This is a genomic window from Candidatus Cloacimonadota bacterium (assembly GCA_012522635.1).
Taxonomy (GTDB): domain Bacteria; phylum Cloacimonadota; class Cloacimonadia; order Cloacimonadales; family Cloacimonadaceae; genus Syntrophosphaera.
Genome location: JAAYKA010000064.1, coordinates 1 through 26,308 on the forward strand (window position 1 = coordinate 1; position 26,308 = coordinate 26,308).

Here is a 26,308-nt window from a genome sequence, read left to right on the forward strand (position 1 = left end):
CGCAAATTGATGTCGCTGCTGATGCGCGCGGTCACCAAAATATCGTCATTCCGCGCCTTAATCTTTTTCACCCGACCCACTTCCATGCCGCGATAATTTACCTGGTCGCCAACTTCCAGACCCATCACGTTTTCAAAGCTAATCCGCAATTCGTCTTGCGAACCCATTCCCAGCTTTCCACTCAGCCAAAGGTAGGCGCCAAAAAGGATGGCAATTGTAATCACCGTGAAAACACCCACTTTGAACTGGGTGAGACGCATGTTCGGATAAAACTTTTTCACCGTTTCCCCCTCAGGTTTTAAGCTCTTTTTTTTCCGCGGCGGGAAAGAGGATATTGTTCAAAATCAGCCTGTAGCCGGGCGAATTTTTGTGTAAATCCAAAATGGTTTCCGGATCCCCAACCTTGTGTTGATAATCCTCTGGATCGTGACCGCCGTAGAAGGTGAAAGTTCCCTTGCCGATGTTTCCGTGGATGTATTTCACCTCATTTTGTCCGGGCACTTCGCCCAAAATTATCACGCTTTTTTTCACCTTGTCTTTGAAAAAGGATGTGGTTTGACCCAAAAAACCGTTCACGACATTGGTGTGACATTGCGTGAGCATCGTGGGAACCGGATCATATTTTGCCGAAAAATCGAAGAGCTGGAAAAAATCCGCCTCGGCTCCTCGCAAACGTGAATAATCGCTGGCGTCAATATCGGAATATTCATAGACGAAGGGGTTTGTGATCAGCTCGAAATTTTCAAAGGCAAAACAGCGGCTGTAGTCCAGTTTGCTTTTATAGTTGGGGTCGATGCCATCGCCATCGATGAGCGCGTCCACAACATCAATTCCGTAGGCTGCCATGGCGATGTCGAAAGTGTCTGTCGCCGCACACATTGCGAACATAAACCCGCCTTTTTCCACAAACTCGCGAATCTTCATTGCCACTGCCTGCTTGAGCTGCCAAACCTTTGAGTAGCCGTGTCTTGCGGCCATGGTTTCGTTCACGAGCACATCATTTTGATACCAGGGAGTGTGGCGATAGGAACCGTAAAATTTTCCATATTGGCCGGTGAAATCCTCGTGATGCAGATGCAGCCAGTCATAATCCGCCAGTTTTCCAGACAGCACCTCTTCATCCCAAAAGCGGTCGTAATCAATTTCCGCATATTCCAGAGCGAGGGTGACAGCGTCGTCCCAAGGCAAAGCGTTGGGCGGAATATAAACCGCAATTTTGGGTTCTTTTTCCAGAACCACCGCCTCCATATTCGCTTCCTGAATTTCTGCCATGATGGCGGCAACGTTGCCTCCGGAAACATGTTCAAAGCGGATGCCGCGGATATTGCAAAGCACCGCCAAACCATCGGAATCGGGCATCAGAAAGCTTCCGCCGCGATAATTTAGCAGCCATTTCACCACATACTGCTCCTTAAGCGCTTCAAACGCAACGCCATAAGCTTTCAGATGATCGCTTTGCGTGTGATCCATCGGGATGAGGATCTCGGCTTGTAACAGCCCGCAAATCGTAATCATCAGCAGAAGCAAGTATTTTTTCATGTGGTTCCTCACGCAGGGTACAGCCCGCTTCCTAAGTGGGTTTGAACTCTGTTTTTACCTTAGTGGACAAAAGCCGCCCGCGGGCTTAAATCTGTCAAGCTAAATTCTGGCAGGGCTGATATTTTGGTGCCAGACGCTTTCTTTGAAAATAGTATAAACCCTCTTCCTTCTGGATTCCAGCGGGAGGGTTACTTGTGGGATACGTGTGAGTCCCCCGATTCTTTATCGGACAACCATGCGGGAGCACTCAAATGAAAAATCAGGGCAAACCAAGCAGGGAACTACGGGCCTGCTCCACAAAGTCGGGGTCATCGTTTTGGAGAATGATTCTTTCCAGCCATTTTCTGGCTTCGCGGTGCAGCCCCAAGGCTCGGTGGATTTCTCCGATGTGCCAGATTATCTCCGCAGGAAGTTCTGGTTCAAGCATGGGTAAAGCCATCAATTCCAATGCCTTGGAAGCCTCGCCGACAAGAAAATGATACCAGGCAAGGCTGTCCAGATAGAAGATGTTTTCAGGTTCGAAAACCAAGGCGTGGCGGATAAGCCGGGCTGCCTCTTCGAGGTCTTCATTATTGGTGAGCATGCGGTAACCCAAATCGTTGCAAAATCCGGGATTGTCGGGATAGACATCCAGCGCCTCACGCAAAGTGGCATCATAGATTTCCTTGCGCGAGTGAAACTGGTACCAGGCAAGCAGATAAGCGTAATCTTCCTCGCTGGGAACGCGGTTTTCACGCAGCCACAAAATCAGATTGAACCGGGCTTCAGAGAAGTCGGTTTTTCCTTCATCGATGATGGCTGCGGCCAGGGTTTGCAGATAGCGGGAAGCGGGTGTATCTTTCATACGCTGACGCACTTGGCTGATAAAATCGGGCCAGGCTTGCGGGTCTTCCAACACCAGGCTGTCTGAAATGTTGGTATCGACACCGTAGGCATAATAGGTCACAAGTGAATTGTAAGAACCTGTCTCGTATAGTTTTGCAATCATCTCGTCCAGTGGCTGCTTTTCTTGATTCAAGATGGAACCCGCCAAGAGCATGGACCATATCGGCTGCAGTTCATCCTCTGTGGCAATCAGCGTTGGGGCCAATTTGCCAATGCGTTTCAGAATATCGGGTCTTCTTCCAACCAAAGCCGCAAAGGTAAGTGAATAGAGCAGTTCCGGAGCCTCGGTCGCCAAAATATCATCTGCCAAATCCAGCAGGATGGGATTGCGTTCCATCACAAATTCCGAATCCGTCAAAAAGAGCATCAGCTCCCGGTCTTCGGGATAGCTGAGGGCGGAAAAATACTGGCGGGCAAGCTTCAAATCGGCATTGCGGACGGCGAAATCAGCCAAGCGGAAATGGCTCTCATCGTTTGGGTTGAGCTCATGAGCGCGCAACAACAAAGCCTTTTCCTTGGAAGAATCGTAAAAACTCCAGATATTGGCAAGCAGCAAAATCTGTTCAACGTCATTCTTTGCCTTTTTGTCTGCGGATTTTAACAGCGAAAGATCCGTTTCTCCGGTGTTGCGCAGGATGTGAAAAAAGAGGCTGAGGTCCGCGCGGGCGCTGGGAAAACGGGAGCGCAGCTCTGAGATGCTTTGTCTGGCATTTTCTGTGTCCCAGACGTATTCCTGAAATTGCAGAATTCGGTATAAAAGCTTTTCATCGGGCTCGTATTGTGTTGTGTATTCAACAATTAGCTTCTCCAAGTCTTCAGCGGAAATCCCGTCGTCCTGGAAAAGATCAAAGCTGTTCACCAAAATCTGACGCTGGATGCCTTGGCTCTGGATATCTTCCTGCGCGCTAAGGCGATAGAACATATCCGCATCCGCATTTTTCCCGAAGTTTTGAAAATATGAACCGACCACGTAGAAATAGACCGAGCGAGCTGTGGGATTTCCCGCATTGACTTCGGGGATGGTGTTGCTTGTGGCGCAGGCGCTTAGCAGCAGGCCGACCAAACACAGAGGGAGCGTTTTCCGAGCAAACTTTTTCACTTCAACTCAATGGATTGGGATAGCATGCCAAGCTCAAGCAAAGCAGGAAGTTTTTTGCCATCAGGGAAATAGGCAATGTTGTCAATCAGATAGGCTGTTTTTGTGGGCGCGTGCCAAAAAGCCCAGCTTTGAAAAGCTCCGCCGAAGCCACCCTGGGATGGGTTTACCCAGTGTCCACGCATGAGAAACCCGTTTTGGCCTGCGATTTGGACTTTTTCGGTTTTGTAGCTGTCCTCAAAAATCTGATCGCCACCGATGAATTTTTCGCCCAATTCCTGCCGGGTTTTATAGATCCAGGCTTCGTTTACCCGGTTTCTGGACATCGGTTCGTAATAGACGGAGATATATTTATCCGCTTTGTGGCGGGTGGGCTTGGTGGGTTGAAAAAGGAAGGAGACAAAACGACCGCTTTTTTCATCTTTCCAAAGACGGTACAACACGGGCACCTTGATGGTGAAAGGCCTGTCTTCAAAGAACTTGCTTTCGATGACGGGATTTTTGTAGGCGGCATTGGCGAGGCGTTTTTGATAGCGCTCAAGCAGGAAGTCGAAAATCTGGTTCTTCCTTTCTCCCGTCAGGGTTTGCAAACCCTCAATATCTTTTGCCAGAAGATAGAGTACAAGCTGGTCTTTCACATAGAGATTGTTGACCATAAACAGTTCCGCGCCACTTTCGCCCACGGTTTCAATGAGCTGTGGATCCAGGGTTTTGTTTATATGCTTGGAAATGCTGTCCGTGCCATCCAAAATTCCACAATAAATCAGGTTTTTATATGGTTTGAATTCATCCAAATCCGAAGCGGAAGCGAAAATGGGTTGGAAATACCGCTCTTTAATATCCATAATCAGGGTCTCAGTGCGTCCAACGCTCTCTTCCAAAGTGTCGCGCACGGCCTCCAACACGGCGCCTTCCGCGAAAATATAGACATCGTCATCTTCACCATAGGCAATGGGTTTTCCCGAGTCCATCAGGCTTTCATAGCGCTCATAATATTCCTGCCCGGATTTGGTTTCCTTGCAGCCTGCCAACAAAATCAGAACGAGCCCCAAAAGAATAAGCATCCTTTTCATCATAATTTCCTTTTTTCCCGCTGTTTTACCGTGTTTAGATAATTTAATCCGCTAAAGGCAGTTAGCAAAGCCACAGCGCCGAACCATAGGTGTGCCGCGATGCGAATTGGAGAACTGGCCGCAAGATTTTCAAACCAAGCCCAAAGCACCAGAGAGGCAATGATGCCAAGCATTTGCATAACTGTTTTCAATTTGCCCAGCTTGTCCGCGGACATTACAATTCCTTTTTTAACATAAACCTCTCGCAAAACGGTGACCAAAACCTCACGCAGAGCAATCAGGAAAAAGATGGATGGATGCAGCTTGAAAGGCTCCAACAAAGTGAGCGCCAACAGCGCCGCCAGCACTAAAAGCTTGTCCGCCAAAGGATCCATGACCTTGCCAAAATCGCTGATTACCTGCCATTTACGGGCAAGATGACCATCCAGAAAATCCGTGAACGAAGCCACGGAAAAAACCAACAAAGCCCAGGCAATGCTGTTGGATGCGTCACAAAAAAAGACCAGCCACACAAAAACGGGAACCAGAAGTACCCTCAGCATGGTCAGAATATTTGGTATATTACGCATCAGTTTTCAGTGGGGCGGGTTACTGTGATGCCGTGAGCGCCAGGCCTGGGATCCGGCTCACGCATATTGTTAATCAAAATTGCCGCCACCACAGCGGTTAAAACGGAGGCGAACTGGACCAGGAAAAAACTGAAATGTATTTGGGGAACGAGGACATCCAGCACGCCAAGCAAATGATAAGCACCGAAGTTCAGCAAAATTGGCAGAACCAACAGCAGGGCGTTTTGCCATTTGGAGCTCTCGCTATCGCGGATGTTTTCCAGAACTGTGGATTTCATCCCGCCTGAGGCCGCGGATTCAGCCAGATAGATGTAAAGCCTTGCATATAAAATCATTAGAAACACCAGGACGGCAATAAAAAGGGTGGAGTTGCTCCAGCGCGAACTTAGAAAATCCAACTCTTTGCGCTCCAAACCCCAGGCAAGTTCCTGAGCCTCGATATTGCTGGCGTCCAAACCATTGGCTTTGAGATATTCCAAAGCGTTTTCCCTGCCTTTGAAAGAAGCATCAATGGGTTTGAAATAGATGGAAAGAATCTGGAGCCTGAATTCATCCAGACCCCCGGTTTTATAGTCGGTATCCGGAAAATCCTGAATCAGAGCCTGATGACCCGTCTCATGGGTCAGAGAATCAATTTCTGGAATCTGCTGCGTGAGCCCATGGTAGAGGCTGTCCACTTGAGCAGAATCGTATATGTAGGCGTAAACAGGCATTTTGGGAAGCTGGTCCAGCCGAAATTGCCTGGAGGTCAGATACTGGTGATGCACATAGGTCCAACCCAACAGGGTTAGAGTGGCAAGCAGCAAGACCAATAGGTATCTGAAGTTCATCTTATTGTCCTTTATGCCGGATATGGCAAATTATATGTTTTGACAGGTCAGGTGGCGCCAGGTGCGAAATTATGTCAAGCATTGTCTTTTGAGCGAGGCTATCCAATTGAGATACACGGGTTTGCGGATAAAGCAAAAGTGCGTCTCCCCCGGGCGCGAGATTTCGTTTCACGCAGGCCAGGACGTCTTCCATGCCGCCCAAAAGCTCAAAACGGCTGAAGTTGCGTGTCGGGCTGGGGCTGGTTTTCCCACTTCCGGGAACAAGCCAGGGTGGGTTTGAAACGATGAGATCAAAGGGATTTTGCCCCGTAAAAGAGCGCATATCCCCAGAGTGAAAAGTGATGTTCAGACCACAAATTTGAGCATTTTCCCGAGCGAGGGAAACCTGGTCTGGTTGGATTTCCAAGCCTTCAATTGTCCAGTGTGGGCGTTGCAAAGCAAGCATGATGGCAACGATGCCGCAGCCGCTGCCCAAATCCAAAACCCGCAGTTCCGCGGTGTTAAAAAGCTCCAGCGCTGTTTGCTGAAGCACGTGAGACGCGTGGGAAACCGGTTGCGAATCTGGGTTTTGCCAGATACGCGCTCCACCCAATTTTAGATCGACCCACGCACGTGAACTCAGACTGACAGCTCCAGCATCCTATCCAGCGAATGTTTTGCGCGGGCAGCAGTTTCGGGAGCCACCACAACCTGGTGTTCTTCGTTCTCCAAGGCACGTAACAGCTCATTCAGCGTGGTCTTACGCATGTTCGCACAGCGGGCACGGATGCTGAGATGAACCAGTTCCTTGTCTGGATGGATGTGTTTCATATAGTCTGTAAAACTGGCGTCCGTGGCGATGATGAGCTTGTCATTTTCCGCTACATAACGTTCCATCTGGCCTGTGGACAAAACTTCATCTGCTTGTGCCACAATATCTTCATCGCATTCGGGGTGCGCGATGAGTTTGAAATCGGGGTGCTTTTTGCGCAGGGTTTTCAAATTGTTAATCGTGAAACCCCATTGGTGGATGGGACAATAACCGGGCCAAACAATCACATCGCGACCGGCTTGGCGCGCCGCCCAGCTTCCCAGGTTTTGGTCTGGCACGAACAGAATTGTCTCGCCCTTGGGAAAGGAAGAGATGATTTTCACGGCGTTCGAGGATGTGCAGCAAACGTCACTTTCGGCCTTCACAGCGGCTGTGGAATTCACGTAACAAACCACTTTCGCTCCGGGATGTTGAGCTTTGAATTGCCTAAGCTGTTCGTCTGTAATCATATCCGCCATTGGGCAACCCGCATGTTCCACCGGTAGCAAAACCCTGGCGTTGGGATTCAGGATGGCAGCGGTTTCCGCCATGAAACGCACACCGCAAAAAACAATGAGCTCGCTGTCCGCTTCTTTGGCGCGAATGGAAAGTTGCAGGGAGTCACCCCGAAAATCCGCAATATCTTGAATCGCTGGCATTTGATAGTTGTGTGCCAAAATGAGAGCGCCCTTTTCCTGGCGCAGTTTGTTTATTTTGTCAACGATGTTCATCGTCATACTTCCTGTTTTACCTAATTTCCAGTGTGGCCAAAACCGCCATCAGACCTTTGGCTTTGGCCCAATTCATCGCTTTGTTCAAATTCCACCAAGGCCACAGGGCAGATTATTATCTGGGCTATGCGCATGCCCGGGCGGATTACCACATCATCTGTGGAACTATTTATCAATATTACTTTTAGCTCGCCGCGGTAGTCCGGATCGATGGTGCCGGGGCTGTTCAAAACTCCCAGGCCCAATTTTAGAGCCAGCCCGCTGCGAGGGCGAATCTGACCTTCATAGCCCTGAGGGATTTCCAAAGCCAAACCTGTGGGAATGGCAGCGCGTGCTCCGGGATTTAAAACCATTTCCTCACAAAGGGCAGCGCTGAGGTCCCAACCAACGCTGTCTGGAGTCATCCGCTGAGGCGGAATGGCATTTTGACTCAGGAGTTTGAAGCGGATTCTCATGATTTTCGCGTGAGCATATATTCTGCCAAACCATCCAAAACCAAAGCTCTATCTCCCAGCGGGGCAATTGCTTCGCGGGCTTGGGCAATCAATTCCTGAGATTTTTTGCGAGATTCTGCCATGCCATAAACCGAGGGGTAGGTTGCTTTTTGGAAATGCGCATCTTTGCCAACGGTTTTGCCCATTTCATCCGGGTCACCTTCAATATCCAAAAGATCATCAATTATCTGGAACGCCAGGCCAATTTTGCCGCCATATTCTTCCAGCGCTTTTTGTTCCGCTGCGGGCGCGCCACCTGCCAAAGCTCCAAAACGCAGAGCCAGACGGATGAGTTTGGCGGTTTTGTTTTCGTGGATGTAGTCGATGGTCTTTTTATCCACCTTTTTGCCTTCGCTTTCCAAATCCACCATTTGACCACCAATCAGACCGTTGATGCCGCAATCCCGAGCCAGTTCACGCACCATTTGCACTCTCAGCTTTGGCTGAATCTCGGCGTAGGTGATGAGTTCGAAAGCGCCCACCAGCAGTGCGTCTCCGGAAAGCAGGGCATGGCCTTCACCAAAAATGGCGTGGGTGGATTTTTTGCCGCGTCGGTATTCGTCATTGTCCAAATCCGGCATGTCATCATGGATGAGAGTGTAGGTGTGCAACATTTCGATGGCAGCCGCAACAGGCGCCACCTTTTCCACCTCTTCGTCATAGATTTGATAGCTGCTGAGAACCAGGTAGGGGCGCAGCCTTTTGCCACCAGCGAACACACTGTAACGCAAAGCTTTGTGGATATTTTTGGGATATTCATCCTTGCGCGGGAGATAGCGATCCAAAATTATGTTTACAAGCTCCTGCTTCTCTTTCATGTCTTTTTTCAGGATTACTTTTTTATCCATCTTCGCCATCCTTTTCCTCATCGAACTTCAGCTTGGAATTCAACTGCTGAATCTTGAGTTCAGCCCTTTCCAACACACGCTGGCATTTTGTCAAATGAGTGATTCCTGCCTCGTAGAGGTTGATCATTTCATCCAGATCAAGGTTTTCCTGCTGAAGACGTCCAACTATGTCCTCCAGCGAATTTAGGGCTTCCTCAAAATTGACTTTGCCCTGTTTATTTGTATCTTTCATGCGCATTTCTCCCTAAAATATTGACTATAAAAAAAGCCAATGCTTTTGTCAAGGGACTTTTTTAGTCAATATAGCCAGGATCTGACCGCTGTCAAGACCAATGAAGGCTTCATCTTCCTCAATGATATTGCTCAAACCTCGCGTCTGGCCGGGATGGAGGCTAATTCCTTGCAGAGGATATGCCAATCCCTTGGAGCCTTGAAACTTAACCGTTTCACACCAGGGCATCAGAGACAGCGTGCAACCACGACAACCTGAAATTTTGGCATCACCAGACAAAAACCAAACCCTCTGAAAAGCTGATTCAATCCTGGCGGGCAAACCTTTTGCATGCAGAAAATCGAGATTGTGGATCAGGGCAAGACTGTGGTCAAAACGACCTTCCAAGCCGTTGACGATGATGAATTCATCCGCTCCGGCTTCGATGCCCCAAAGCAGCGCCAATTCAGTATCGGTCTCATTTTTCTTGGTGGGAAAAAGTTGCGTCAAATCCGGGGGATATTGCTTCAGCAGCTCAGGCTCCGCGGAATCCATGTCTCCGATAATGATGGATGGCGTCAGCCCCAATTCGTGAAGCCGCGTTAAACCCGCATCCACAGCCACAAGTAGATCGGTCTCAGGCTTGATGGCATCATAGCCGCCAAGAATCTGGGACGGACTGGTTGCCGTGAAAATCCAGGCTTTTCGTGGCTTCATCTGCCCGCACTGGCGTGGAGGCTCGTATCCCTGCGATTCATGAAGGGAACAGGGTCCACAGAATTTCCGCGTCGATACACACCATAGTGTAAATGCGGCCCGGTGGACATTCCGGTATTTCCCATCAACCCAATAATCTGGCCTTTGCTGACAACTTCTCCAACTTTGACCTTGATGCTGCTCAGATGGGCATACAGGGTCATGTAATCATCGACATGATCGATGTTTACAACTTTTCCCCAGCCGTTATCATCTTGAGCCTTGCTGACCACCCCATCCGCCGTAGCATAAATTGGAGTGCCGGTTTTGTTGGAAATATCCACGCCTTGGTGAAGGCGCACTTCTCCGATAATAGGATGCATTCGATAGCCCCAGGGACTGGAGATTTTACCAAAAGTCGGATGGATGGCGGGGATGCCATCGCCGCTCCGCTCAAAATCTGATGGCAAATGAAAGTCGGCATTGAGTTCTTCCACTGCCAAGCCAAGCCGCTGTTTAAGATTGGCGAGTTTCACATCCAGGCTGATGATTTTTCTTTCCAAGCCGGGATGCACAGGAAATGGATTTTCGCGACCAAACCGCTCCTCACCAAGAGAAGGCAGAGCTTCAGGTTCAGGCTGCTTGATATTTAGAGTATCCAACATTGCCATCACTGAATCAATCTGAGTCTCATAATCCCCAATCTTTTTTTGCAGATTGGAATTTTCATGCTGCAACTTTGTCAACATTTCTTTGTTCGTTTTTTCCGGCAGGCGCCAGGCAAAAATCAGCAGTAGCGCCACCGTCAAAATCAGCAGGATCGCACCCAACAGTAAAACCCGCGGATGCAGCGCAAAGCTGCGTTTCCTGCCGCCACTATCAACCGAAAACTTGATTCTGCGGTCTCCGAACATTTCAGATTCAAGCTCCCGGGGAATCTTGTCTTTTTTCATAATATAAAGCTTAGGTCTCCAAATGAGGTTTCAGCGATATTTTGCCAGCGTAAACAGAGCAAGCAGGATTGAATTGAAAGGGGAGAGAGAAAGTAAAAAAGGCGCCAACAAATGGCATCCCGTGGGGGAATCGAACCCCCGTTGCGTGACTGAGAATCACGAGTCCTAGGCCACTAGACGAACGGGACACTCTATATCGCAAAAACCAGTTTAAAAAAATGGCGACCCCTAGGGGAATCGAACCCCTCTTGCAAGAATGAAAATCTTGAGTCCTGACCGATAGACGAAGGGGTCGCGAACTGGTGATCCAGGTTGGGATCGAACCAACGACTCTCTGCTTAAAAGGCAGATACTCTACCGCTGAGTTACTGGACCAAATGTTTTGCTTAGATGTACCAAAAGTTTTGCAGCGCTTATCCTGTCAAGAAAAAAATATTCCGCCTGGTGAACCTTGTCTTGGGATTCGCTTCGATCAATTATATGACTTTAAAACCAGTCTGCCGGGTTCAAAGCCCCCATTTTTGATTCCCGTAAATCTGCCACATCCCACCATCTCGGATAAAATAGGAAATATCACCGTGAGTTTGCGGCTCCGAATAAGTATAGTTGCCCGCGGAAGAAGTAAAGCTCATTTCCATATAAACCGTGGCACGGTCATATTCAAGCTCCACATGTGTCACTTCACATGACAGAAGGTCATATTGCCCGCGCCGATTTAGCCAAATCTGGCGCAACTCACCACTATACATACCGTTATGCAGATAATCAGGGTGTACGCGCGCCATGATTTTTCCGATTTCATTCCAATCAAAATCGCGCGAAATATTATAGATTATTTCACGCAGCTCAAATTCGTCCGCCGCGCTTGTATCCCTGTCACAACCTGCGATTAGAAGCAGCGTGAGCGCCAAGACAACAATGGCAATTTTCTTCAGCATGATTCTCCAGCCTTATTTCAGAACAACTTCAGCCAAGGTTTCCACATGCCAGGTGTGGGGAAACATATCAAAGGGCTGGAGACTTTGAATGTGATAAAAACCGCTGTCCACCAAGAACTTAAGATCCCGCCGCAGGGTGATGGGCGAGCAACTTAGATATAAAATCCGAGGAACCCGCGCTGCCACAAGGGCATCCAAAACCGGCTGGCGCAAACCTGAACGTGGCGGGTCCAGAATCACAGCGTCCGGCTTTTCTTCATCCCCATTCAATAGTTGGGGCAACAGCTCCTCCACCTTGGCGCGCAAAAATTTGGCGTTGGTGATTCCATTTTCTTCCATATTCAATTCACCATCCGCCACGGCTTGCGGATTGTCCTCAACGCAAAGAACCTTGTCCACACTTGCAGACAAAGACAGCCCCAACGCGCCCAAACCGCTGTAAAGATCAAAGATGGTATCCTGGGCACCCACGCATTTTTTGAGGCTCTCCACCACCTTTTCCAAAATACCGGTATTGACCTGCCAAAAAGAATTGTAACTCACCCTAAAGCGCAGCCCCGCAATCTCTTCCAGCAACCAGGGCTCACCCCAAAGCAGCTTTTCCTCGGTGCCCAAAATCACATTGCCGCGATCGCGGTTGATGTTTTGCACGACGCCGGCAAGGGCGGGAAACTCCTCTGTAATCTGCTTTACCAACAATTTGCTGAAAGGAAGTTTTCCAGAGCGGGTCACCAAGACCAAAATCACCCGGCTGTGGTCCTCTGAAACGCGAAAACCAATGTGGCGCAGGGTTCCGCTATGTGTATGTTCGTCGTAGGCTTTAACTCCCGCCCGAGACATGATTTCCAAAGCGCGCAGCGCGATGGCATCAAAAATCGGAGGATGCAAATGGCAATCTTCATGTGGCACAATATGATGCGACCAGCGTGCGTAAATGCCATGAATCAGTTTACCCTCCACTTCACCCACAGGCATGAAAGCCTTGTTCCGGTAATGCCGCGTCACCGGAGATGGAACCGTCTCAGGGATAACGAGTTCCGGCACCAGGGAATTGAAAAGTTCGCGGATGAGACAAGTTTTATATTTCAGTTGCGTGGCATAATCCAGATGCAGCCAATCGCAACCACCGCAGGGTTTTTCGATGCCGAAAACCTTGCAGGGTGGCTCCACAACACCTTCCCCGCGCTCAAAAAACTGCACGGCACGGGCAAACGCCATATCTTTTCGTTCGCGGGTGAGAGCCGCCTCAATTTCATCTCCCACAGCGGTATAGGGCACAAACACTGCCTTATTTTCGTTAAAGCCGATGCCGTGCCCCTCCAGAGCCATCTTTTCTATTTTAAGCCTGAATCTGTCTTTCACACCGTCATCTTGCGCAAGGCTTCAATTCTTTTTTTGATGGGCGGATGAGTCGCGAAAAGCGTAACTGCGTTCAAATTATAGATTTTGGCGATGGAATACGCGTCTTCTTTTTTCTCACGTACGTGACCACCGCTGATTTTCTCCAAAGCCGTGATCATGTGTCCCGGGCTGGTTAAATCCGCCGCGCCGGCATCCGCGGCATACTCTCGATGACGCGAATATGCTGCTAACACCACGTTGGCAAATATCATCAGCACGTTTTGGAGAACCATGACAATCAGGTAGCTGCTGCCATAGGCAATCGTACTTCTGGCGCGGTTGTCATTGTCTTTCCCTCTCAGCGCTCCGCTGATGATTGCCCCAACTATCTGAGCCAAAAACATCACAAATGTGTTCAGGGTGCCCATCAGCAGAGTGGTGGTAACCATGTCGCCTTCAGTGATATGCGTCATTTCATGTCCTGCCACCGCGGCAAGCTCGTCTTCGTCCAGATTTTGCATGATGCCACTGGAAAAAGCAATCAGAGACTTGTTTTTGGAGGCGCCGGTGGCGAAGGCATTGTTATCCGCGGATTGATAAATCCCAAATTCCGGCATTTTGATGCCCCTGTGCGCTGCCATTTTTTCGATGGTGTCATAGAGGTAAAGCGCCTTGCCAGTGGCGTTTTCACGCTTGAGAGGCTTGATTTGATAGGACATTTTGGCCATTGTTTTGCTCAACAACAGCGAGATCAAAGCTCCCGAGAAGCCAAACACGGCGCAGATGACCAACAAGCCCATCCAATCCTGCTGTTCAAGCCCGAAAAAGCTGAGAATAATTCCCAGCACTGCCAATACGAGCAGGTTTACAGTGAGGAAAATCCCCCAACGTTTAAATAGTGCTTTCATTTCAATCCATTTCCTTGATCTATAGTTATTTATCTACGTCATCCCACAGCCTTTCAAAAGCGGCGGGATTACCAATTAAGACCTTTAAATCATTTATTTTCAACTGCGAAAAAAAGGCAAGCAAAATCTTGTCTCGTTCCAAAATTACAATTTTTCGATGCTATTTACTTCGGCTTGTCGCGGATTTGAAAACCTTGATGCGAGACCCTGCCAATTATTTTTAGAGCAAGAATGTGACCCAATTGGAACAACTAATTCCTTGTCTATAATTAGCTTAACTGATTTTATATCACCTTTTTAGACCCTTAATCCGCTCCTTATTCACGCAGTTAATCAAGTGATAATCAAGCCTTAATCAAGCGTTAATAATTAAGACTTGATTAAGGCTTAATTAAGAAGTGATTAAGGCCTTCGCTTAAGGGCGAAAAGTGGGTTCAGCAGATTTTTACTGAGGTGCAACTTTCTGATATTCAGGAAGATAAATGGTTTCAAACTGCAAAAAGCAATGGTAACTCTGCCAGAAACAAGCGGTTTAACTGAGGGAAAAGTCTTAGAACTTGACAAATATGGCTATGCGCAAAAATCAGCGCCACAAACGCTTGTATGCGGACAGGGGCTTTTTGGGCCGTCTTGGACGCGAGGAGAATCATAGATGGAATATCCCTTTTCTAAAATTGAAAAAAAATGGCAGAAGATATGGAATGAGCGCCGTATCTTCAACCCGGATGAAAACGATGTAAAGCCCAAATATTACGTGCTTTCCATGTTTCCCTATCCCTCCGGAATTCTGCATTGTGGCCACGCTTCGAACTATGCGATTGGCGACGCTGTGACACGGCTGAAAATGATGGAAGGTTACAGCGTGATGCAGCCCATGGGCTGGGACGCCTTTGGGATGCCCGCGGAAAACTTTGCCATCCAACACAACTCGCATCCCCGCATCACCACAGAGGAAAACATCGCCGTGATGCACAAGCAGTTCGATACCCTGGGCTTCGGATTTGATTGGGAACGCGAGATCAGCACCTGCCGCCCGGATTATTATGTTTGGGGACAAAAGCTCTTTAAAAAGCTGTATGAGAAGGGATTAGCCTATCGCAAAAAATCCTGGCAAAACTGGTGCGACAGTTGTCAAACCGTTTTGGCGAACGAGCAGGTGGAAAACGGACGCTGCTGGCGCTGCCACTGTGAAGTTGAACAAAAAGAGATGGAACAATGGTTTTTCCGCATCACGAAATACGCGGAGGAACTGCTTGATTTTTCCAAAATGATAGATTGGCCCGAGCGCGTGATCACCATGCAAAAAAACTGGATTGGGAAAAGCGAAGGAACCCTGGCGCGATTCCCCCTGGAAGAGGGCGATGAAAGCATTGAAATCTTTACCACACGGCCAGATACGATATATGGTGTCACTTTTATGGCGCTGCCGCCGGAGCATCCCTTGGTGCAAAAATGGCTGGCGGAAGACCCCGACAACGCCGACCTGCATGAATTTTGCCATAAAGTGATTAATGAAGATAAAATCCTGCGCGGTGCCGAAGATACCACCAAGGAAGGCATCTTCAGCGGCAGATATTGCCTCAACCCGCTCAGTGGACACAAAATCCAGATTTGGGTTACGAACTATGTTTTGATGGATTACGGAACCGGCGCCGTGATGGCGGTTCCCGCTCACGACCAGCGCGACTTTGAATTTGCCAAAAAATACGGGATTCCCATGCTTTTGGTCATCCAGGATCCAAAACAGAGCTTGAGCTTGGAAACGATGGACGAAGCCTATATCGAGCCTGGAATAAATGTGAATTCCGGACACTTTGACGGCTTGCCCAATGAAGAGGCAAAAGCTGCCATTTCGCGCCTCATTGAGGAAAAAGGCTTTGGTAAAACAACATCCACCTACAGGTTACGTGACTGGGGCATTTCCCGTCAGCGCTATTGGGGAACGCCAATTCCAGTGATAAATTGCCCCAAATGCGGGGTGGTGATGGTTCCGGATGAAGATTTGCCCGTGCTGCTTCCAGACAACGTCCAGGTGGGAAAAACCACTGCCAATCCGCTGCTTTCGGTGCCGGAATGGTTTGAAGTGAAATGCCCGCAATGCGGCGAAAACGCGAGGCGTGAAACCGACACCATGGACACCTTTGTGGATAGTTCCTGGTATTACGCGCGTTTTGCCGATCCCAAAAACTCCGAAAAGCCCTTTGACCACGCAAAAGCGAAATATTGGATGCCGGTGGATCAATATATCGGCGGCATCGAACACGCCTGTATGCACTTGCTTTACGCGCGCTTCATCGGAAAATTCATGCGTGATTTGGGCTGGCTGGAAACCGACGAACCTTTTGCCAGATTGCTGACCCAGGGCATGGTGTTGAAGGACGGCGCCAAAATGAGTAAGTCCAAGGGAAATATGGTGGATCCGGGATATATCATTGACCGTTTTGGCGCGGATACCCTCAGGTTGTTTTTGCTGTTTGCGTCCCCACCGGATAAGGATTCCGAATGGAGCGATGACGGCATTATGGGCGCGTTCAGGTTCCTGAACCGGGTTTGGCGCCTGATCGAATCGAATCTGGAGGCGATTAAGCGCGGACTGGAGTTTTCGCCTGATTCAGCCGATATTTCCGCGGCTTTGCGAGACTTGCGTTACAGCACCCACAGCGCGGTGAAAAAATGGCGCGAAGACAGCCTTGAACGCATGCAGTATAATACAGCAATCGCCGCCGCGATGGAACACTTGAACAACTGTGTGGCAGTGAAAAACCCGGCTGAGCTTTCCGAAGCTGAACTGGCGGTTTTTGCCCAGGCTTGCGCGGTGCTTCCCAAAATGCTTTATCCCTTCGCGCCCCATGTGGCGGAAGAACTGTGGCAATTGCTTGGTCATGAGACACTTATGCACGAAGATGGTCTTCCGGAATTTGAGGAACGACACCTGGCGCGCGAATTGGTGACCTACGTGATTCAGGTTAATGGCAAACTGCGCGGAAAGCTGGAAGCGGCTCCCGACCCGGATGAAGAAGAGCTGAAAAAACAGGCTCTGGAAGTGGACAACGTGAAGCGCAGCCTGGAAGGCTGGACGGTTAAAAAAGTGATTGTCATCCCCGGTAAAATGGTTTCCATCGCCGCGGGAAAATAGATTTACAAAGAATTCATCCAAAGAATAAGCCCGGGGCGAAGTGCATGAACCCCGGGCTTTTGGCCAACAACCACAAATTTGTTTTTGTGTCTTATAACTTATTGCACGCCATTTGATTCCGCGCCCTTTATAACTAAAACCACAGTTGTGCCTCTGCCCTCTTCGCTTTGCAGGTTCAAGCTTCCACCCATGGCTTCAATAATCTTTCTGGCTTCCGGAAGCCCAATCCCAATCCCGTCTTCCTTGGTGGTGAAAAATGGTTTCCACACATCGTTTAACTGATTGTCAGGAATACCTATACCACTATCACGCACGATGATTTCCACCCTTGGATCCTCGGAATCCAATTCTTTGAGCGCCACATGAAGATTTCCGCCATCCGGCATGGCTTCCAGCGCGTTGATTAGGATATTGGAAAGCGCCTCTTCAAAACGGGCGGGCTCGAACCAAGCCTGGATTGTTTCTTTTGTCCAATCCGTTGTCAGTTCGATGTTTGCGGGAATCTCAAGATGCTCCAGACAAAGCTTCACCGAAGGCAGGAGATTTAAAGGACGGAGCTGATAGTCCATGGTTTCGTGAAAACGCTGGAAGGCGTTGGCGAGCTTTTGGAAATTGTGTATTTCGTTGCGGATGGTGACGAGGTTTGGGTTTTCAGAATCTCCAATTGACTCCTGTAAAGGTTTGAGAGCTTGGTTCATCCGCACAATATGGCGTCGGGCATTCAAATAGAAGTTTTTGGAACTCTGGGTGCAATCGATGCACCCGGGCTCAGTTTCACGCGCCAAACCTTCAGGGCTCAAAGTGATGAGACATCCTGAAATCAAGCCGCGCAACCTCCGAAATTGCGCGGCATGACGTAATTCTGAGGGGCCAAGACTCAGAACTGTATTAAACTCCAGTGCTTTACTGCGGAAAAATTCTGGCAGCAGAGCGCTGATTTGAGGATAGAGAGCGGAAAGAGATTTGGAAGGAGGCTTGCCCTGGTTATCTCCAAGTAAATCAATCAGATATCGATTTATTTTGATGACGCTGTCGTCACGGTCAACCAAGATAATCCCTTCATCCAAACTATTCATACCAATGTTCCAAAGCCTTACGCGAAAGATGATTTGAGCGGTCAACGAGACAATAATAATAAAAATCAGGATGTGCAGGTTTACTTTGTTCGCCCGGATAAAGTTCCACACCATGCCCCAAAGTGCCACCCGCTGATAGCTGTAAAAACGCAATTCGGGACCTGAGGAAAGCGCTACCCGAGGCGGTTCTCCCGAACCGGAATGAACGATGTGAGCCTGGACGCCTTTTTCCGGTGGCCAAGGATTTGGCAGTTTCGCGACCTGTTTCAAGGAGCTGTTTAAAATCATGAAATTGTTGTCCGCGGTTTGGACTAAAACCTCTTTGTTGCCGTCCAGATCAAGGTCCTCAACCGCCCAAACGCGGGTGATTTGTTCTTTGAGACTATGGTGGACAGGGTTCAAATCCTGATCCAGGGCAATCAGCGGCGAATTCAAGGCAGAAGCCAAAATCAGATACTGGTCTTTACTGTTCATCCGGTTCAAAATGGGTGCATTGCCCGCGAGTTCAAAAGGTTTGTCGGCCATCCAATTTTTAAGGGGCACGAACCTGTTTCCGGTCCATTTCATCCAGCTTATTCCACTTGGCATGGTCGAATTTCCTTTGTTGGATTTCACCACCAAAATTTCCGGATCGCCATCTTTATTAACATCCGCGGTGGCAAGCAGCACCTGGCTGTAGCCTTCAATTGCTTTTTCTCTGTGAACCAGTTCTCCTCTCGAATTTACCACAAAAAGCCAGGAATTCATATCGTTCATGCCATGCAGCTCAAGATCTGTGTTTTTATAGGCTTGGGTGCCGCAGACCAGTTCTTTGGCGCCGTCTCCATTAAAATCTCCGCAGATTACAGATACCACGCAGGTGCTGAGCTCCAGACGCCATTTCAACTCCCCGCTTTCAAAATCGTAAACCGCCAAGCCGCGTGGGTTTATCGTGAAGCCATCAATTGCAAGGCAGACGAGTTCCAGCCTGCCGTCGTTGTCGATATCCTCCAAAAGTTTGGGCACCAAAACCGCGGTCCATTCGTAAGCGGGATCGTCGATTAGGATGTCTGTACGGGCAATGGGTTCAAACTGTTTTTCATGGCGCGTCAACATGTCTTCCCATTGATATTGCCAGGCCATAATGCGGACACTTTTTTGGTCGTTGAGGCTGGCAAAAAGCCAGGCGTTGTCGCCCTCCGGACTTTCGAGCACGCTGATATTTCTAAGCTTGTGTTGAAAATTGATTTGAGACAGTTCTTTCCCGTTTTGATCCAGCATCAGCAGCGCATCCAAGCTGATAAATTTCGTTGCCAGCAGCAGGTGATCCCGTTTTGAATTGTCCAAATCGCCCACAGACCATAAATAGGCGGCACCTTTATTTAAAAGGATATTTTCGGGGACAAATTCGCGGGTGTTGAAAACTTGCCTGACGCGGCATCCTGGGATAAGAATCCCGATTAAAAATAGTAACCAGATCAAAAATTTTTTCATATCTAACCAAATATAGTCTCTAAACTTCACCTGCTTTGTGGGGGCGGCTGTGTCAAGGTCTGCAACGTGGAAATAATGCCGTGAAAACATGGGAAAAACTCAGGTTTTAGCCATAACTATGATTGGTTACAGTGAGTTAGGGCTGTTGATATATTTCCACAGTTCCAAGTTTTTTACCAAATTTTGGCGGTCAGATTCTCCGAATTGTATATAGATTTGGAATGTTCGCTTTTTGTATATTACGAAAAAAGGCCGGACATTGCCGGCCTCGAATTGTATGTTAAGCTCTTGTGATGCTTATAATTCCGGGTAGAGCGGAAATTTGTCTGTGAGCTTCAAAACCTCAGCTTTCATGGAGGTGAGGTATTCTTCATTATCGTGGTTTTCGCGCACACGGAGAATGAAATCCGCAATCTGCTTCATTTCATCCACACCCATGCCTCTGGTGGTGACGGAAGGCGTTCCCAGCCTCACTCCTGAGGACACGAAAGGACTGCGCGTGTCGAAAGGAACCGTGTTTTTGTTGGCGGTAATGACTGCTTTATCAAGGGATTCTTCCATTTTTTTGCCGCTGGGGCCGCCTTCTTCCTCGGTGCCCATATTCAGCAGCATGAGATGGGTGTCTGTTCCGCTGGAAACCAGTTTGAATCCTTTATCCATCAGCGCTGCCGCCAAGGCGCTGGCATTTTCCACCACCTTGCCTTGATAGGTTTTGAATTCGGGTTGCAGTGCTTCCAGGAAAGCCGCCGCTTTTCCGGCGATGATGTGCATGAGCGGGCCACCCTGGATACCTGGGAAAACACGGCCATCTATCTCTTTGCCATATTGTTCTTTACAAAGAATGATGCCACCGCGGGGACCGCGCAGGGTTTTGTGGGTGGTGGAAGTTACCACATCCGCGTAGGGAACTGGGTTCATGTGCAAGCCCGCAGCCACCAGGCCTGCGATGTGAGCCATATCCACCATCAGTTTCGCGCCCACCATGTCCGCAATTTCGCGGAAGCGGGCAAAATCCATTTTGCGCGGATAAGCGCTGGCGCCTGCCAGAATCATTTGGGGTTTGTGTTCCTTTGCCATCTGCTCCAGTCTATCATAATCAAACATTTCTGTGCCGGGTTCAACCTGGTAATGCACGATATTATAGAACTGTCCTGAAAATGAGAGCGGATGCCCGTGGGTGAGGTGGCCGCCATGAGCCAATTCCAGGGAAAGCACTGTGTCGCCAGGTTTTACGAGGCTGAAATAGGCTGCCATATTCGCCTGTGAGCCGCTGTGGGGTTGCACGTTTGCGTGTTCAGCGTTGAAAATTTGCTTGGCACGTTCGATGGCGAGGCGCTCCACTTCGTCGATATATTCGCAACCGCCATAATAGCGTCCGTAGAGCTTGTAATTCACCTTGTTCGTCTTTTTGCTCCAACGGTAGGGATAGCCTTCGGCATATTTGTTTGTGAGCACGCTGCCCTGGGCTTCCATCACCGCCATGGAGGTAAAGTTCTCCGAGGCAATGAGTTCCAGGTTTTCACGCTGGCGCTTCAATTCACCAGCCATTGCGGCGTAGAGTTCGGGATCTTGCATCTGAATGTGTTTCACTGCTTTTCTCCTTCCAATATCTTTATTTTTTGTATTCTATTTTGGTGACGACCGCCCTCGAAACTCGAATGCAGCCAGTTGTTTACAATCTGCAAAGCGTAGGGAACCGCCGTGAAGCGTCCCGCCAGACAGAGCACATTCGCATCGTTATGAATGCGGGAAAGGCGTGCCACATCGGTGTTTGTGCACAGCGCGGCTCTGACGCCCTTCACTTTATTTGCGGTGATGCTCATGCCAATGCCGCTGCCGCAGATTAAAATACCACGCTCGGCTTTTCCAGCCGCCACAGCTTTTGCCGCGGGGGCTCCCACATCCGGATAGTCCATGGAATCAACGGAATGGGTTCCGAAATCTTCAAATTCATGTTCGGGGAAAGCCGTTTTGATGGCTTCCTTGAGTTCAAAACCGGCATGATCGCTGGCAATTGCTATTTTCATTTTTCACCTGCCATGAGGCACGAAAGTGCCACGCAATAGTATTTTGAGGCCGCGCTTTCGCTTCTGCTCATCACGACCACGGGCTTGAGGGTGCCTTGGATGAGGCCTGCAAGTTCGCCACCAGCCCAAAGCATCAATCCTTTATAGAAACTGTTGGCGCTTTCCAAATTTGGGAAAACAAGGATGTCCGCGTCACCCGCGATGGGGCTTTCGATGCCTTTAATCTCGGCAGCGGCTGGGTCGCATGCCAAAAAGACGTCCAAAGGTCCGTCCACGATGCAGTTTTTAATCTGTCCACGCGATGCCATCTTGCTTATCTGCGCATATTCCAAGGTGTTGGGAAGCCCCGGTGTCACCTTTTCGGTGGCGGAAATCAATGCCGCTTTTGGCTTTTCGATTCCGAAACGCCGCGCCATGACAACGCTGTAGTTCACCATCGCAATCTTTTGGTTCAAATCCGGGTTCGTCAGCACGGCGGTATCGCTTATAAACAGAAGTTTGTGATATTTGGGCAGTTCCAAAGCGCACACATAACTCATCACAGCTTTGGGCGGCAGCAGACCTTTCTCCTTGTTCAGCACGGCTTTAAGGAAAACATCGGTATTCACCAAGCCTTTCATCAAGACATCAGCCTGGCCTTCCTTCACCATTTGCGTGGCTTGCGTGGCTGCCTGAGCGTCGTTTTCTGTATTTATAATCTCGAATCCGCTTGAATCCAAGCCAAGCTCATCACAAACGCTTTCAATTTTGGATTTTGAACCCAGCAAAATGCCATGAACAAAACCTTCCGAGCTTGCCCTGGCCAGTGATTCAAGGGTATTGGCGTCCTCGGCTGCCGCCACCGCAATGCGGGTCACGCGTCCCAGGGAGCGAACGTGATTGGCAAGGCCTTCCAAACTTGTGATGGGCTGCATGTTAGCGTATTTCTCCGGAAAGCAGAGCTGCCAACGCGATGGAGTAGAGTTTACTACGTTCGCTGTCACCGCGGGAGGTGAGCACGCAGGGCACTCTGGCGCCCATCACAACCGCGCAAAGCTCACTGTCCATCAGCTTTACGATGGATTTGTAAAAGCAATTTCCCGCTTCGATATTTGGGAAAAGAATGCAGTCCGCGTCACCGCATACCTCGCTGTCAATTCCTTTGATAACAGCGCTTTTCTTGTCCACAATCAAATCCATGCCCAGCGGACCTTCCACAATGGCACCCTTAATCTGACCCCGCTGAGCCATTTTGGCGATTAAAGCGCCATCCACACAGGACGGAATCTTGGGCAAAGTTTGTTCCGAGGCGGCTTGGATGCCAACCTTGGGTTTTTCAATGCCCAAAAAATGGGCAACCCGAATCAAATAGTTCGTAATCGCCACCTTCTGAGCCAATTCGGGCAGCGGAATGATGGCAACGTCCCCAAAAACCAGCAACTTATGATAGCCCTTGGGTTCGGCAACGGTCACATGAGACAAAATGGCGCCGGGATTCATCAGCCCGCGCTCTTTATTCAGAATTGCCTTCATGTAGCGGTCTGTGCTCAAAAGGCCTTTCATCAGGAAATCGCCCTCGCCTAAGTTTATCAATTCCACCGCTTTGGACGCTGCCTGAGTGTCCGTGTCCGCGTGCACAATTGTGAAAACATCGGGCACGATATTCTCGGCGGCGCAAGTCTTTTTGATTAAAGCTTCATCACCAACCAAAATACCTTCCACGATTCCCATTTCCACGGCTTGATGCACCGCGCTAATGGTGTGAGCGTCAACCGCCCAGGCTGCCACAAGCCGCTTTTTCGTCCGGGATTTCAATATGTCGAACATTTGATCCAGTTTGCTTATTTGCATTTCATCTCCATCTATATATTTATTTTTATTTCTTAAACCGAAGAACCGAAGGGCAGCCATTTTGGCTTGCTGATTTCGGTCTGACTGCGGTGCAAAAGCAGGTCGGTTTCCGCTTCCCGCATTTCCAAAGTCAGCCGATAAACCAGCATTTTGGGGTGGGGAACCAAATCCAACTGTCCCTTCAAAATGGCATCCGCGCCGCAGTTTTGCCAAAATTTGTCATCCGCGGTCAAGCTGCCTTTCGCTTTTTTGGGGCGCACCAGGCGCACTTTTCCCTTTTGCAGCAATTCCCGCGCCAGGGCGTTTTCCAGCTCCAAAAGTGGGGAGCCGCTTCCGCTGAAATTTTCCAACGGTGCCAAAACCAAAGCCGGGCTTCTCTCACCAGCGTAGGCCAGCCAATTTTCATCCAGAATGCGGGATGCCAGTTCATGAGCCATATCCTCGGCATCGTTGGCATTCCAGCCGTTGAGCCGATGCACACTGCAACCAAATAGAACCAGCCCACACATCATCAGTAATAAAACTTTTTTCATTGTTATCTCGGTGTAAATGACTAATATATCTGCAGACGCGGCAGGTTGTTTGGCCCGAACGCCTGCTTTTTTTGGAAAAAATGATACTTGCCCGGAGTTTTGAATTTTGTCAAGCGCAATCTTCATTCACCCCGCGCCAAGTTTTTTCCTTGTCAGATTTTGGGCGTGTTTTTTAGTGAACCAAAGTTTATTTTTAAGGAGTGAGCCATGCCACTATTTATCGTCGGAATTGTTATCGCCCTTTTTGCGATAATCCTCATCTCCAGAAGCATCATCGTGGTGCGTCAGGCCGAGGTTGTCATTGTAGAGCGCTTGGGAAGATACAATAAAACCCTGCAATCCGGTATCCATATTATTTTTCCCATTTTCGATAAAATCCGTCCCATTCATTGGCGTTATAACAGGGCGGACTATCGCGGAAACGTGATTGTGACCCAAAAACAGGAAAATCGCATCGACCTGCGTGAAACCGTCTACGATTTTCCCCGCCAAAATGTTATCACCAGCGACAACGTTTCCATAAACATCAACGCCTTGCTCTACTTCCAGATAACCGACCCCTACAAATCGGTTTACGAGATTGGCAACCTCCCCGAGGCAATCGAAAAACTGACCCAAACCTCGCTGCGTAACGTGATTGGTGAATTGACTTTGGACTACACCCTCACCTCCAGGGACATCATCAACGCCAAACTGCGCGATATTTTGGATGACGCCACCGACAAATGGGGCGTGAAGGTGAACCGCGTTGAACTGCAGGAAATCCTGCCTCCGGAGGAGATTCGCACCGCCATGGAAAAAGAAATGCGCGCCGAACGCGATAAACGTGCCAAAATCCTGCAGGCAGACGGTGAGCGTGAATATCAAATCCGAGTGGCGGAAGGTGAAAAACAGGCAAAAATCGCCCGTGCCGATGGTGAAGCCCAGGCAAAATTGCTGGTGGCGGAAGCCGAACGCAAATCCATCCAACTCATTGCCGAATCTGTGAAAGGCAGCGGAACAGACCCAGCCCAATATCTCATCGCGCTGAAGTATGTTGCCGCGTTCCAAGAAGTTACAAAACAAGGTGATAAAACCGTGGTGGTTCCCTACGAATCATCAGCCCTGCTGGGCTCGGTGAAAACCTTGGCAAATATTTTCCAAAAATAAAACACCCATAGGAGTACAAACAATGTCCGAAATTATACTAATCAAGGGACGGGAAATACTGGATTCACGCGGTAACCCGACCGTGGAAGCAGATGTCCACCTCGAAACAGGCATCACCGCACGCGCCGGAGTGCCCAGCGGAGCTTCCACTGGAGAACGCGAAGCCATCGAACTTCGGGATGGTGATAAATCCCGCTACGGTGGCAAAGGCACCCTTAAAGCCGTGGATAACGTCAATAGCATCATTGCCCCCGCCATCAGCGGAATGGAATCTTCAAACCAGGCGCAGTTGGATATGGAAATGCTGAAACTGGACGGCACCGATAACAAGGAAAAACTGGGCGCGAACGCGATTTTGGCAGTCTCCATGGCAGCCGCGCGCGCCAGCGCTGCCGAGCTGGATTTGCCGCTCTACCGCTATTTGGGCGGTGTGAACGCCCTCACCCTGCCCGTGCCGATGAGCAACATCATCAATGGCGGCGAACATGCCGACAACAACGTTGACATCCAGGAATTCATGATTATGCCCCTGGGCGCGAAAAACTTCCGTGAAGCCATCCGGATGAACGCCGAAATTTTCCACGCTCTCAGAAAGATTTTGATCGGTCGCGGACTGGCAACCGGCGTTGGTGACGAAGGCGGATTCGCGCCGAATTTGGATAACAACGAGGAAGCCCTCAAAGTGATTATGGAAGCCATCGAAAAAGCCGGCTACAAAGGTGGTGAGGATGTATTCATCTCCTTGGACGCCGCCGCTTCCAGCTTTTGGAAAAATGGCACCTACTTCTTTGAAGGCAAGGATTTCAGCACCGACGACATGATTGCCTACTGGGAGGAAATGGTGACCAAATATCCCATCGCTTCCATCGAAGACGGCTTGGCTGAAAACGACTGGGACGGCTGGAAAAAGATGACCGCGGTTCTGGGCAACAAAATCCAGATTGTGGGTGACGACCTCTTGGTCACAAATCCCGCCATCATCAAGCGCGCCATCAAGGAAAAAGCCGCGAACAGCGTCCTCATCAAGCTGAACCAGATTGGCAGCGTCACAGAAACCCTGGACGCCATCAACACCGCCCACAAAGCTGGCTGGACCTGCGTGGTGAGCCATCGCAGCGGTGAAACTGGAGACACCTTTATTGCCGACCTCGCCGTGGCGATGAACACCGGCCAAATCAAGAC

Annotated in this window: 25 protein-coding genes and 3 tRNA genes; 3 read left to right on the top strand and 25 right to left on the bottom strand. The window is 49.4% G+C overall.

Features of this window, described 5'->3' with window-relative positions:
• The 19 genes from GX135_03640 to htpX all read right to left on the bottom strand — a co-directional run.
• Positions 1–281, bottom strand: a 281-nt coding sequence (locus GX135_03640; protein NLN85186.1) for an MCE family protein, incomplete at its 3' end; no start/stop codon positions are given.
• 10 nt (positions 282–291) lie between these two features.
• Positions 292–1,539 carry an asparagine synthetase B gene (locus GX135_03645; GenBank protein ID NLN85187.1) on the bottom strand — a complete coding sequence of 416 codons (1,248 nt, stop codon included), beginning with the start codon at positions 1,537–1,539 and terminating at the stop codon, positions 292–294.
• 259 nt (positions 1,540–1,798) lie between these two features.
• A complete protein-coding gene (locus tag GX135_03650; GenBank protein NLN85188.1) occupies positions 1,799–3,523 on the bottom strand; it encodes a hypothetical protein in 1,725 nt (574 codons plus the stop codon).
• Entirely contained in the window at positions 3,520–4,593 is a 1,074-nt protein-coding gene (locus tag GX135_03655; GenBank protein NLN85189.1) for a DUF4837 family protein, read from the bottom strand. The genes GX135_03650 and GX135_03655 overlap by 4 nt, the downstream gene beginning before the upstream one ends.
• Positions 4,593–5,162: a CDP-diacylglycerol--glycerol-3-phosphate 3-phosphatidyltransferase gene (gene pgsA, locus GX135_03660; GenBank protein NLN85190.1), complete on the bottom strand. Its 570-nt coding sequence runs from the start codon at positions 5,160–5,162 to the stop codon at positions 4,593–4,595. The genes GX135_03655 and pgsA overlap by 1 nt, the downstream gene beginning before the upstream one ends.
• Positions 5,162–5,992 (bottom strand): hypothetical protein, encoded by an 831-nt coding sequence (locus GX135_03665; GenBank protein NLN85191.1) that lies wholly within the window; start codon positions 5,990–5,992, stop codon positions 5,162–5,164. Before GX135_03665 ends, pgsA begins: the two co-directional genes overlap by 1 nt.
• A gap of 1 nt (position 5,993) precedes the next feature.
• Positions 5,994–6,524 carry a methyltransferase domain-containing protein gene (locus GX135_03670; GenBank protein NLN85192.1) on the bottom strand — a complete coding sequence of 177 codons (531 nt, stop codon included), beginning with the start codon at positions 6,522–6,524 and terminating at the stop codon, positions 5,994–5,996.
• Between the two features lie 86 nt (positions 6,525–6,610).
• Positions 6,611–7,519: a quinolinate synthase NadA gene (nadA, locus tag GX135_03675; protein NLN85193.1), complete on the bottom strand. Its 909-nt coding sequence runs from the start codon at positions 7,517–7,519 to the stop codon at positions 6,611–6,613.
• Between the two features lie 14 nt (positions 7,520–7,533).
• Positions 7,534–7,968 carry a dUTP diphosphatase gene (dut, locus tag GX135_03680; protein ID NLN85194.1) on the bottom strand — a complete coding sequence of 145 codons (435 nt, stop codon included), beginning with the start codon at positions 7,966–7,968 and terminating at the stop codon, positions 7,534–7,536.
• The gene (locus tag GX135_03685) at positions 7,965–8,855 is read right to left on the bottom strand and encodes a polyprenyl synthetase family protein (protein ID NLN85195.1); all 891 of its coding nucleotides are present in this window, start codon (positions 8,853–8,855) and stop codon (positions 7,965–7,967) included. Before GX135_03685 ends, dut begins: the two co-directional genes overlap by 4 nt.
• On the bottom strand, positions 8,848–9,087 hold the full coding sequence (gene xseB / locus GX135_03690; protein NLN85196.1) for an exodeoxyribonuclease VII small subunit: 240 nt from the start codon (positions 9,085–9,087) through the stop codon (positions 8,848–8,850). Before xseB ends, GX135_03685 begins: the two co-directional genes overlap by 8 nt.
• A 48-nt stretch (positions 9,088–9,135) precedes the next feature.
• Positions 9,136–9,783, bottom strand: coding sequence for a thiamine diphosphokinase (locus GX135_03695; GenBank protein ID NLN85197.1), 648 nt, complete (start codon positions 9,781–9,783; stop codon positions 9,136–9,138).
• Entirely contained in the window at positions 9,780–10,715 is a 936-nt protein-coding gene (locus tag GX135_03700) for a peptidoglycan DD-metalloendopeptidase family protein (GenBank protein ID NLN85198.1), read from the bottom strand. The genes GX135_03695 and GX135_03700 overlap by 4 nt, the downstream gene beginning before the upstream one ends.
• Before the next feature lie 112 nt (positions 10,716–10,827).
• A tRNA-Glu gene (locus GX135_03705) sits at positions 10,828–10,903 on the bottom strand.
• A gap of 31 nt (positions 10,904–10,934) precedes the next feature.
• Positions 10,935–11,009: transfer RNA gene (locus tag GX135_03710), tRNA-Glu, on the bottom strand.
• A 6-nt stretch (positions 11,010–11,015) separates the two neighbouring features.
• Positions 11,016–11,090: transfer RNA gene (locus GX135_03715), tRNA-Lys, on the bottom strand.
• 131 nt (positions 11,091–11,221) lie between these two features.
• The gene (locus GX135_03720) at positions 11,222–11,653 is read right to left on the bottom strand and encodes a hypothetical protein (GenBank protein ID NLN85199.1); all 432 of its coding nucleotides are present in this window, start codon (positions 11,651–11,653) and stop codon (positions 11,222–11,224) included.
• A gap of 12 nt (positions 11,654–11,665) precedes the next feature.
• Complete coding sequence (gene rlmD / locus GX135_03725; GenBank protein ID NLN85200.1) at positions 11,666–12,982, bottom strand: 23S rRNA (uracil(1939)-C(5))-methyltransferase RlmD; 1,317 nt, start codon at positions 12,980–12,982, stop codon at positions 11,666–11,668.
• 29 nt (positions 12,983–13,011) lie between these two features.
• Positions 13,012–13,902: a protease HtpX gene (gene htpX / locus GX135_03730; protein ID NLN85201.1), complete on the bottom strand. Its 891-nt coding sequence runs from the start codon at positions 13,900–13,902 to the stop codon at positions 13,012–13,014.
• Positions 13,903–14,554: 652 nt separating this feature from the next.
• Between htpX and GX135_03735 the strand changes: the two genes are divergently transcribed.
• Positions 14,555–17,038, top strand: coding sequence for a leucine--tRNA ligase (locus GX135_03735; protein ID NLN85202.1), 2,484 nt, complete (start codon positions 14,555–14,557; stop codon positions 17,036–17,038).
• A gap of 98 nt (positions 17,039–17,136) precedes the next feature.
• Here GX135_03735 and GX135_03740 read toward each other — a convergent pair whose 3' ends face one another.
• The 6 genes from GX135_03740 to GX135_03765 form a co-directional block, all read right to left on the bottom strand.
• Entirely contained in the window at positions 17,137–19,587 is a 2,451-nt protein-coding gene (locus GX135_03740) for a hypothetical protein (GenBank protein NLN85203.1), read from the bottom strand.
• Positions 19,588–19,884: 297 nt separating this feature from the next.
• Positions 19,885–21,177, bottom strand: coding sequence for a serine hydroxymethyltransferase (locus GX135_03745; protein ID NLN85204.1), 1,293 nt, complete (start codon positions 21,175–21,177; stop codon positions 19,885–19,887).
• Complete coding sequence (gene rpiB / locus GX135_03750; protein ID NLN85205.1) at positions 21,174–21,614, bottom strand: ribose 5-phosphate isomerase B; 441 nt, start codon at positions 21,612–21,614, stop codon at positions 21,174–21,176. Before rpiB ends, GX135_03745 begins: the two co-directional genes overlap by 4 nt.
• A complete protein-coding gene (locus GX135_03755; protein ID NLN85206.1) occupies positions 21,611–22,528 on the bottom strand; it encodes a phosphate acetyltransferase in 918 nt (305 codons plus the stop codon). The genes rpiB and GX135_03755 overlap by 4 nt, the downstream gene beginning before the upstream one ends.
• A 1-nt stretch (position 22,529) precedes the next feature.
• Positions 22,530–23,444 (bottom strand): phosphate butyryltransferase, encoded by a 915-nt coding sequence (locus GX135_03760; protein NLN85207.1) that lies wholly within the window; start codon positions 23,442–23,444, stop codon positions 22,530–22,532.
• A 32-nt stretch (positions 23,445–23,476) separates the two neighbouring features.
• Positions 23,477–23,977, bottom strand: coding sequence for a hypothetical protein (locus GX135_03765; GenBank protein NLN85208.1), 501 nt, complete (start codon positions 23,975–23,977; stop codon positions 23,477–23,479).
• A 207-nt stretch (positions 23,978–24,184) separates the two neighbouring features.
• Here GX135_03765 and GX135_03770 point away from each other — a divergent pair, with 207 nt between their 5' ends.
• Both GX135_03770 and eno read left to right on the top strand, forming a co-directional pair.
• A complete protein-coding gene (locus GX135_03770; protein NLN85209.1) occupies positions 24,185–25,126 on the top strand; it encodes an SPFH/Band 7/PHB domain protein in 942 nt (313 codons plus the stop codon).
• A 22-nt stretch (positions 25,127–25,148) separates the two neighbouring features.
• The coding region (gene eno / locus GX135_03775; protein ID NLN85210.1) for a phosphopyruvate hydratase at positions 25,149–26,308 on the top strand (1,160 nt) is incomplete at its 3' end.

Bases quoted from the DNA above. Each gene is read 5' to 3' on its own strand.
- GX135_03735 (NLN85202.1), top strand. From the start codon at position 14,555: ATGGAATATCCCTTTTCTAAAATTGAAAAAAAATGGCAGAAGATATGG.
- rpiB (NLN85205.1), bottom strand. From the start codon at position 21,614: ATGAAAATAGCAATTGCCAGCGATCATGCCGGTTTTGAACTCAAGGAA.
- xseB (NLN85196.1), bottom strand. From the start codon at position 9,087: ATGAAAGATACAAATAAACAGGGCAAAGTCAATTTTGAGGAAGCCCTA.
- GX135_03685 (NLN85195.1), bottom strand. From the start codon at position 8,855: ATGGATAAAAAAGTAATCCTGAAAAAAGACATGAAAGAGAAGCAGGAG.
- htpX (NLN85201.1), bottom strand. From the start codon at position 13,902: ATGAAAGCACTATTTAAACGTTGGGGGATTTTCCTCACTGTAAACCTG.
- GX135_03655 (NLN85189.1), bottom strand. From the start codon at position 4,593: ATGAAAAGGATGCTTATTCTTTTGGGGCTCGTTCTGATTTTGTTGGCA.
- GX135_03765 (NLN85208.1), bottom strand. From the start codon at position 23,977: ATGAAAAAAGTTTTATTACTGATGATGTGTGGGCTGGTTCTATTTGGT.
- GX135_03645 (NLN85187.1), bottom strand. From the start codon at position 1,539: ATGAAAAAATACTTGCTTCTGCTGATGATTACGATTTGCGGGCTGTTA.
- GX135_03755 (NLN85206.1), bottom strand. From the start codon at position 22,528: ATGCAGCCCATCACAAGTTTGGAAGGCCTTGCCAATCACGTTCGCTCC.
- GX135_03760 (NLN85207.1), bottom strand. From the start codon at position 23,444: ATGCAAATAAGCAAACTGGATCAAATGTTCGACATATTGAAATCCCGG.
- nadA (NLN85193.1), bottom strand. From the start codon at position 7,519: ATGACGATGAACATCGTTGACAAAATAAACAAACTGCGCCAGGAAAAG.
- GX135_03740 (NLN85203.1), bottom strand. From the start codon at position 19,587: ATGAAAAAATTTTTGATCTGGTTACTATTTTTAATCGGGATTCTTATC.
- GX135_03665 (NLN85191.1), bottom strand. From the start codon at position 5,992: ATGAACTTCAGATACCTATTGGTCTTGCTGCTTGCCACTCTAACCCTG.
- dut (NLN85194.1), bottom strand. From the start codon at position 7,968: ATGAGAATCCGCTTCAAACTCCTGAGTCAAAATGCCATTCCGCCTCAG.
- rlmD (NLN85200.1), bottom strand. From the start codon at position 12,982: ATGGCTCTGGAGGGGCACGGCATCGGCTTTAACGAAAATAAGGCAGTG.
- GX135_03700 (NLN85198.1), bottom strand. From the start codon at position 10,715: ATGAAAAAAGACAAGATTCCCCGGGAGCTTGAATCTGAAATGTTCGGA.
- pgsA (NLN85190.1), bottom strand. From the start codon at position 5,162: ATGCGTAATATACCAAATATTCTGACCATGCTGAGGGTACTTCTGGTT.
- GX135_03695 (NLN85197.1), bottom strand. From the start codon at position 9,783: ATGAAGCCACGAAAAGCCTGGATTTTCACGGCAACCAGTCCGTCCCAG.
- GX135_03720 (NLN85199.1), bottom strand. From the start codon at position 11,653: ATGCTGAAGAAAATTGCCATTGTTGTCTTGGCGCTCACGCTGCTTCTA.
- GX135_03770 (NLN85209.1), top strand. From the start codon at position 24,185: ATGCCACTATTTATCGTCGGAATTGTTATCGCCCTTTTTGCGATAATC.